The 8967-nt window shown below is 62.3% G+C and carries 6 protein-coding genes; all 6 read left to right on the forward strand.

From position 1 onward, the window contains the following. Window positions 1-3: 3 nt before the first annotated feature. Entirely contained in the window at window positions 4-1716 is a 1713-nt protein-coding gene (locus NUW23_05120; GenBank protein MCR4425558.1) for a SpoIID/LytB domain-containing protein, read from the forward strand. A gap of 41 nt (window positions 1717-1757) precedes the next feature. Then, window positions 1758-2372 (forward strand): GerMN domain-containing protein, encoded by a 615-nt coding sequence (locus tag NUW23_05125; protein MCR4425559.1) that lies wholly within the window; start codon window positions 1758-1760, stop codon window positions 2370-2372. Window positions 2373-2423: 51 nt separating this feature from the next. After that, window positions 2424-2981, forward strand: coding sequence for a sigma-70 family RNA polymerase sigma factor (locus tag NUW23_05130; GenBank protein ID MCR4425560.1), 558 nt, complete (start codon window positions 2424-2426; stop codon window positions 2979-2981). Window positions 2982-3050: 69 nt separating this feature from the next. Further along, the gene (locus NUW23_05135; protein MCR4425561.1) at window positions 3051-3890 is read left to right on the forward strand and encodes a DegV family protein; all 840 of its coding nucleotides are present in this window, start codon (window positions 3051-3053) and stop codon (window positions 3888-3890) included. Between the two features lie 678 nt (window positions 3891-4568). Beyond that, window positions 4569-5288 carry an AMMECR1 domain-containing protein gene (locus NUW23_05140; GenBank protein MCR4425562.1) on the forward strand — a complete coding sequence of 240 codons (720 nt, stop codon included), beginning with the start codon at window positions 4569-4571 and terminating at the stop codon, window positions 5286-5288. Window positions 5289-5329: 41 nt separating this feature from the next. After that, a partial coding sequence (locus NUW23_05145; GenBank protein MCR4425563.1) for an MG2 domain-containing protein occupies window positions 5330-8967 on the forward strand: 3638 nt, incomplete at its 3' end.

The raw sequence follows: 8967 nt of genomic DNA on the forward strand, positions 1-8967 counted from the left end.
GAAGTGAATATCACCTCCACACGCTGGGCTCTCAGATGGCTGATCCTGCTGGCGCTGGCCATAGCTCTTTGTCTCGCCCCCAGGGGTGGGGCGGCGAGCTCAGGAGACGACCTCTTCTGGGTCGTCGTGGCTTCTGTCGACCGGTATGAGAAGGCCTGGGCCGTGGCGTCCGGGCTGTGGGATTCGGGGTACGAGGCCCGGATATCCCCGGCGGAAGTGAATGGGTCGGTCCGGTTCAGAGTTCTGATCGGACCGTGGGCCGAGCGGACCCCGGCACAAGCTCTGCGCGAACGCCTCGCGGCCACGGGCAGGGATGGACTCTGGCTGCTTGCGACCAAACCCGAGCAGGGCGCGGTCCGGGAGGTCTCGCCTCAGGCGCGCGGCTTGGGGCAGGTCAACATCGTTCCTGGGCCGGTTCGAGAGATTCGCATAGGCATAGCGACGATCCCGGCCCAGGAAGGCTCCTCCATCGTGCTGGGTTCCGACAGGCCGATCACGATAGGATCGGTCTCGGCAGGATCGACCGGATCGGGGTCGGCCACGGCCGGGCTGACATCTGCGGGGCTGGTTGGGGCGGATAAGGCCGGGCCCGGGGCCGGGAGAGTCCTGTGCATCCGGGCGGTGGTGGATGAGACAGGCCCGGGACTTGTCTGCGAGGCGCAAGGATCGAGAGGCGTTTATGTCCGAGGGACCATATCCATGCGACTGGGGCCGGATCCCGCCGTGCCTCACGTTCCAGGTGAGGCTTTCATCTGGGTAGGGCAGCCGGGGGCGATATACAGGGGTCGCCTGGAGATCATACCCAGGCCCGACGGTGGCCTGACGGTCGTGAACATCATCGGAATCGACGACTACCTCCTCGGGGTGCTCTCATCGGAGATGGGGCCCACATCTCCGTTTGAGGCATTGTGTGCTCAGGCAGTGGTCTCCAGAACGGAGGCCCTCGGGGCGACGGCACGTCACTCCCGCGAAGGGTTCGATCTGTGCGCAACCACTCATTGTCAGGTATACTCGGGCGCCTGGCGCGACCTTGCTGCTCCGAACGTTCGAAAGGCAGTCGAGGCGACCCGTGGAGAGGTCCTGTTCTACGCGGGTGCGCCTGCCAAGTCCGCTAAGTTTCACGCATCGTGCGGTGGGGTCACAGAGAGCCCGAAGGAGCTCTGGGGACTCGATGTGCCATACATGCAGCCTGTCCTGTGCAAGCCTGGCGGATCTCCGGCTTTGGACTCGCTTCCCGACTTGTCCAGTGAGTCGCTGGTCTCTGCGTACATAGACTCACCTGACCAGTCAGTATACTGCTACGGCTCGAACGGGCATCGATGGTCGATCTCGCACACACAGTCCACGCTAGTGTCTCTCCTGGCCGCGGTAGGGGCGCCTCCAGGGAATGTCCTTGAGATCAGGGTGGATGAGCGGACCGGGCGTGGCGCGGCGAAGCTGGTCACGGTGAGGACGTCCCGGGGGGAATTCCAGATCGCGGGGGAGTATGCTATAAGGAACGCGTTCGGAGGGACGGAGGTCATCAGAAGCGGTGTATTCGTAGTGCGGGCGGTGGGCGACCCTCCCCACAGCTTCGAGTTCCGCGGCGCGGGTTACGGCCACGGAGTCGGGATGTGCCAGTACGGAGCGAGAGCAATGGCCAGGATGGGATACGATCACGCAGCCGTCGTGCGTCATTACTACCCAGGCGCGGAGATCGGCCTCATCTCATATTGAATCCTCCAATGGGAAGCATACCGGTGGAAGGAGGTGGGGTCATGGCGCAAAGAGGCGAATCGCAGGGGATGCAGACGATCGCCCTCATCCTCTCCCTCGCAGCCCTCATAGTGGCGGGGCTCGCCTATGTGGCGGTGAGGGACATCCGCGGGGAGTTCGCAACATTGGACCGGAGGGTGGCAGGGCTTGAGCAGGACGTCGCGGACCTAGGTGGGCGAATCGCCGCGCTCCCCACGAGAGCGGTGACCATCTATCTTGAGAAACACACACCCACCGATATGTTCCTGGTCCCGGTGGCCCGGACGACCAGAGGCGACGAGCCGGGGCCACTCGCTGCCCTGAGGGCGCTCTTGGCAGGGCCGCTTCCGGAGGAGACGGATTTGACGACCTCCATACCCAGGGGCGTGCAGGTGAGATCGGTCTCGGTGGAGAATGGAACGGCGACCGCGGACTTCTCCGCGGCCTTGACCAGGCCTCAGGTTGGGAGCCAGGGAGAGGCCATGATCGTAGGGTCTATCGTAAACACCTTGACTGAGTTCCCCGATGTCGACAGGGTGCAGATTCTGGTGGACGGGGCGAGGGTTGAGTCCATTGCAGGCCACATAGATGTGTCGCGCCCGCTAACCCGGGACCCCAGGCTGATCCGGGCCCGGTAGGGACGATGACGGGTGCTCCAGGCGGAGCGGACACAGCGGAGGGCGGGTTTCTTGGAGGATCTGATCGAGAGGTGCAAGGACGGCAACAGCGATGCCCTGGATGAGCTGTTCCGCAAGCACATAGGAACCGCGAGGAATATGGCTGCGCGTATCTGCGGCAGTTGCCAGGATCTCGAAGACACCGTGCAGGAAGCACTCCTGCGGGCGGCGAAATCCATCGGGCAGTTCCGATGCGAGAGTTCCTTCACCACTTGGCTGTACAAGATCCTGCTCAACATCAACAGAGACCGGCTGCGGCGGGCTGCCGCCCCTGTGCTAGTCTCCTTGGATGAGCTTGTGGCAAACGGCTCGGGGCTTCTCTCCCGGCTGTCTGAGATGTTGTCGGTGCGCCCCGAGGAAGAGGCGATGGAACGCGAACAGTTGGATGTCATGAGGCGGGCGATTGCTTCTCTTCCCAGGCTCGACCAGGCGGTCATATGGCTCAGGGAGGTGCGCAACCTCTCCTACAAGGACATCTCAGTCGCTATGGGCTGCTCCATCGAGAGCGTACGCTCCCGGCTCAAGAGGGCAAGGAAGGCCATTCGCGAACAGGTGGAAGCACTGTCTTAAACTTCCCGACTGGACACGACACGTTTCCCGAGACCTCCCGTCTAACATAAGTGGAGGGGAGGTCTGTTCATGCCCAGAGTTAAGATAGTCACTGACAGCTCCAACGGCCTGCCGCCCGAGATCGTATCGAAGTACGACATCACAGTAGTGCCCATCCAGATCCAGTTCGGCGCCGAGTCCTACAAAGAAGGATGGGACATCACCAGAGAGGAATTCTACCGGAAGCTCGACGAGCCTGTCATGCCCACTACCTCGCAGCCCTCTCCAGGTGACTTTGTGAACGCCTACAAGAGCCTGGTGGGAACGTGCGATTCGATCATATCCATCCATCTCACGTCGAAAGGCAGCGGCACCTGCCAGGCTGCCAAGCTTGCAGCCGAGATGATCGAGGGGGCCGACATAACTGTGGTCGACACCAAGACCGCCGGCATGGGGACGGGACTGATCGTGATCGCCGCCGCTGAGGCCGCCCTGGAGGGCAAAGGCCCGGAGGAGATCATGAAAATCATCGAGAGAGGCATCCAGACGACTCACATATTCGTCACGTTGCCAACCCTGAAGTACCTGCGCAGAAGCGGCCGGGTGCCTCAGGTCCAGGCCATGGTGGCTACGCTTCTGTCGATAAAACCTGTCCTGGCGTGCCGAGACGGCCTCGTCGAGGCCATCGAGAGGGTCCGCACTTTCCAGTCGTCCGCGCGGCGCGTGATTGAACTCGCCGCCCAGGCGTGTGAAGGCCGGGCGAAGCGTGTTGTCATCATGCACTCGGACGCCCTCGACCAGGCGCGGGCACTTCTTGAGCAGCTGAAGGAGAAGATCTCGTTCGAGGAAGTCATCTACGCTGAGATGAGCGGGTCCTTGGTCGTGCACGGCGGCCCCGGGATGTTGGGAGTGGCTGTGACTCAGGTCTAGACCCGGTTCTCCCGCGGCGGGCACACCGGTCCCGGGATCGCCGGTGTGCTCTCACTTATCTGTTGGCGCAAGAAGACAACGCCAACCAACAAACTCGCCACAACCTGCTCTACGCTTTCTCACCAGTTGCACTCTCCCGACTTGGGCGCACGAAAGAGTCCCCAAGAGCCGCTGATCGCGCTGCCGCATGCATCGCCGGCGACCTGGAGGAGGCCCGTGATCTTGGCACGCTCTTTTATCGTCGCAACGGTGCATCTACCGCCTGGAAGCAGATCCCCTCAATGAGGGGTAGGATACCCGGCGCCGATGGCGAATGACTCCGCTTGAAAGCCTAAGGCTAGCTTCGGAAGCATCGGCATGAAGGTTGTCGCGTTCAACGGAAGCCCAAGTCCCAGCGGCGACGCCAGACGAGCCCTTGAGCTAGTCTTGTCTGGTCTTGCAGGCCAAGGAGCGGGATCCAATTTCGTATGTGCCGCCATCGACTTCTTCTTAGGAATCAATGAAATGGTCATTCCATCCGCCTCCTGATGCAACTCCTTGTTCGGGCTCAAGCCAGAAGACATCGAAGCCGACGCCGAAGGCGTAGCCACACTTCAGTCTCTCACCCGAAACATGGCGTTCGTCCTCAAGAAACTAAACGCGTAGCCAAACGTGCTCTCAGAGGAGGTGCAGAGCGCTGTGCCTGGAGGATGGACTCCTCGATCCGGCCGCGGTCTTATCTTCGCTGTCTTGGTGGCGCTTTTCGCTCTAACCTTGACCGCGGCCTTCGTGTTGCCCGGAGGACGGGGCACGATGCGCGCGTCCGATGTCGTCTCCGAGCTCGGCAGGCTGGACCGGGCGGCTCTGGAGGCCGCAGCAAAGGCCATCGCCCGCACAGCCGCGGAGAACGCCGCTTTGGGCGAGCCGCCCCCTCGGGCATGCGAGGTTCTATCCGCCCCGGAGATCCCACAAGAGGTCAGGGACGCTCTCCAAAGGGCGTCGGCCGGGGTTTTCGTAACCGCGATCCGGCGCGGCACCGTGAGGGCGTGCGTGGGCTCGATTTGGCCCCAATGCGCGAACCTGGGAGAGGAGATTGCGCGGGCAGGGGCCATGGTGGTCTCGAGGGATTTGAGGCATCCTCCCATCACTCGAAACGAGCTTGCGGATCTGGAGTTCGCCGTCTCCATAGTGGGCAGGGTCGAGAGGGTGGATGCGCGGGAAACCTGGGACCCAAGGGTTTATGGGGTCTTGGTTCGGGCCGGCGGGAGGACGGGCGTCATTCTCCCTGGCGAAGCCCTCACTCATGCGAAACAGGTGAGCTGGGCTCGGGAGGAGGCGGGGATTTCCTCCGGGGAGCGGTTTGAGCTCCTGAGATTCCAGACAATAAGACTTGGTTCATCCCTGGGAAGACCGAAATGACTCTGATCCGCCGGCGTGCGGCCAAAATGGAGGTATGAACCATGAGAGCCAAGTGGGGACTTCGCCTCGGATGCGCGGTCGCCTTGAGCGCGCTTGTTATCGCAGTATGCTTGCCGGCATGGGCCGGGGCGTCGCCGGAGCCGTACCTTTGGGTGTTTGCCACGGCAAGGGCTTACCTGCCGGGCGAGCAGCCGGAAATAGGCGTACGAGGTTACAGGCTTTCCACCGCGCGCCTCGACATCTACGAGTTCAACGCAAGAGCGTACCTTTCCGCCGGCGGGTCGGAGCGGATCTTCTCCGTCGACGCCCAAGCGGTGCCGGGCAAACGCCTAGTCCGGTCGGTTCGGGTTCCTGTGTCCGCTCGGTCGGGCAGGGTCGAGACTGGCATCAAACTCGACCCGCTTCCCAAAGGAAGCTACCTTGTGGTAGCCTCGTCGCCCCAGGTTCGGCAGACGCAGACCGCCTGGTTCACCGTGACCAGCCTGGGGCTTGTGTCCAAGCAGTCTGCAGGAGCCCTACTCGTCTGGGCGGTTGATCTTGCTGGCGGTGCCCCCGTGCCCGGGGTGTCGGTCAAGATCGAGCGCGCGGGATCCGAGGTTGCGTCGCAGGTGACTGGGGACGACGGGCTGGTTCGGGTGAATCTGCCACACCGTGTTGATTCATCAATGGTGACCGGAGTCCGCGGGGACGACTTCGCAGTTCTGTATTCCTCCTACTGGTGGGACGCGAGGGACCACCGCGTTTACATCTACACGGACAGGCCGGTGTACCGGCCGGGTCAGAAGGTCTATTGGAAAGCCGTGTGCAGGCTTGAGACTGCGTCTGGGTACGAAGTGATCCCGGGGCAGGATGTTGGAATCGAGATCCGGGATCCCTACAACAACATTGTGGCGGCCACGGAGGCGAAGTCCAACTCCTGGGGGTCGGTGAGCGGCGAATTCACACTCGGACCCGAGCCTGCCCTTGGCATGTATTCGATCATCGCCACGGTGGGCGTCGAGACCCATTACGGGAGTTTCGACGTTTCTGAGTACAGGAAGCCCGAGTGGTCTGTGGATGTGAGTTTCGATCGCCCCATGTATGTCTCAGGCGACACCTTGAACGCGACCGTGCAGGCGGACTACTATTTCGGCGCCCCGGTTTCGGGCGCGAAGGTTGAATGGCGAGTTTACCGGCAGGAGACGGGGTTCTCCGGGCGGTTCTCGCAGGCTTCTGAATGGGGAGAGGAGTACAGGGAATGGGAGCGCCTCTACGGCGGGTACTACGGGGAACTCGTCACCTACGGTACGGTCAATACGGACTCGTCAGGTGCTGGCCTAATATCGTTCGACGCCCCTCCGTCGCAGGGCAAGAACTACAAGTACATATTGGAGGCCGAGGTCACCGACTTAACCGGGAGATCCGCGTCTGGAAGAGGCATTGTGCCTGTCGCGCGCGGCCTATTCGACATCTATGTCTCCTCGGACAGACACATTGCGTTCGTAGGGGAGCCGTTTACCGTCGTGATCCTTGCGTCCGATCTCAATGGGTCGCCTGTGGATGAGCGCTTGACCCTGACGGTGATGAGGCGGAGGTACACGAAGACTGGCACGGTCGACACCCCAGTCCAGACTCACGACATTTCAACCGGGCAGTCAGGGGAAGCCCGGATTGAGGTAACCGCGGAGGCAGGAGGCAACTTGGTCCTGGTGGCGCGGGGCCGCGACTCCAGAGGAAACGACATCGTTTCAGAGGCGTATGTGTGGGTTCCGGCCAGGGCCGGGGCGTGGGCGCGGGAGTTCAGTCAAGATGTTCAGGTCGTGCTCGACCGGGATGTCTACCAATTGGGCGAATCCGCGCGCGTTCTGATTTCCGCTCCCCCCGAAGCAAGTTGCGCGCTCTTGACTGTGGAAGACTCGCAGATCAGAGAGGCGAGGGTCGTTCGCCTGGCCGAGGGGTCGGCTCTGACCGAGATCCCTGTTAGCTCAGCCCACGCTCCGAACACCTATGTCGTGGCGACGGTTGTCCTCGGGCGCGAGATCATAATGGAGTCAAAGGTCATGAACGTCTCCGACCCAGGCCGCGCTCTTACGGTGACTATCGAGCCGGATAAGCGGGAGTACGGACCCGGCGACACCGCCTCCTACACTATCAGGACGCATGACTCCGAAGGCAGCCCTGTAGAGGCCGAGGTGTCGTTCGGGCTGGTCGATGAGTCCATCTATGCGGTAAGGCCCGATGCCACCCCCGCGATCGGAGACTTTTTCCATGGCCGGCGCTACAACTCGGTGACAACCGAGCATTCGTTCCCAGTCACTTATTATGGCGGCGCCGACAAAGAGGGCGGTTCCCAACCCGTTCGGAAGTACTTCCCCGACACGGCAGCGTGGTTCCCATCCATCACGACGGACGCGAACGGCACGGCGACCGTCAAAGTAACGCTGCCGGACTCCCTGACGACCTGGAGGGCTACTGTTCGTGCGCACACCCTCTCCACTGCGGTGGGGCAGGCTGAAGAGAAGATCGCAGTAAGCAAGCCGCTCGTCGGAAGGCTCGTGCTGCCGCGCTTCTACACTCTGGGAGACCGGGGGCAGGCGGCAGCGGTCGTCCATAACTACACGAGCGAGACGAGGAGCGTGGGAATCAGCCTGAGCGCGGAGGGCGCCTCTTTGAAAGGGCCATCCAAGCAATACGTGACGATCCCCCCGGGCGGGCAGGCTCGGGTGGAATGGGAAGTCGAGCCGACGGAAGTCGGCCGGGCAACGTTCGTCATGCACGCCCGATCCCTTCTACTCACTGACTCTGTGCAGATAGACGTCCCGGTTCAGCCGTTCGGCGAGGAGAGGGTCTGGTCTTCGGCTGGAGAGATCCCTGCGGACGTAGGGCCTCATGAGCGAGTCGCAGAGTTCAACGCGCCAGATGATATAGTGCCGGGCACCCGCCGGCTGTCGGTGACGGTTTCTCCGGGCTACGCAGGAGTGGTGACCTCCGCCCTCGATTATTTGGTTCAGTATCCTTACGGGTGTGTGGAGCAGACCGTGAGCGCGTTCCTGCCGGATGTCGCCGCGTCCGAAGCTTTCGAGTCCCTAGGGCTTCCGGGCGCCGAAACCCCGGATGCCTTGAGGGAGATGGTCGATGCCGGACTCGCGAGGCTCTATAAGTTCCAGCACGGCGATGGAGGCTTCGGGTGGTGGGAGTATGACGAAAGCTCGCCTTGGATGACTGCGTATGTCCTGTACGGCCTGGACCGGGCGGCTCGGGCCGGGTTCCTCGTAAGCAAGCAGTCGGTCCAAAGAGCGTCGGAGTATCTTGCTGGGATTCTCAGAACCGTCAAGGTCGCCTCCAAACCCGACCTTCACGCCTTCGCTTTCGGGGCCTATGTGTTGGCGGAGACCGGCCGCGCGACCCCGGCGATCCTCTCTCGGCTCAAGATACTTGCCAATAACACTTCGGATTCGAGGACTCTCGCGTTCGCAGCGCTGGCAGCCCGGGCAGCCGGAGACAAAGAGCGGACCACATCCCTCATAAAGAGGCTCGCAGCCGGGGCGCGCAGATCCGAATCTGGGACATATTGGAGGTTCGAGGACCCGTACTCGCCGTGGAGGAGCGAAACCGTTGAGACCACGGCATGGGCCTTTTTGGCCTTGCTTGAGTGCGACCCGACGAATCCCGATATACCGGAGGCCGCCAGGTACTTGGC

It is taken from the genome of Bacillota bacterium, assembly GCA_024655925.1.
Taxonomy (GTDB): Bacteria; Bacillota; DTU025; order DTU025; family JANLFS01; genus JANLFS01.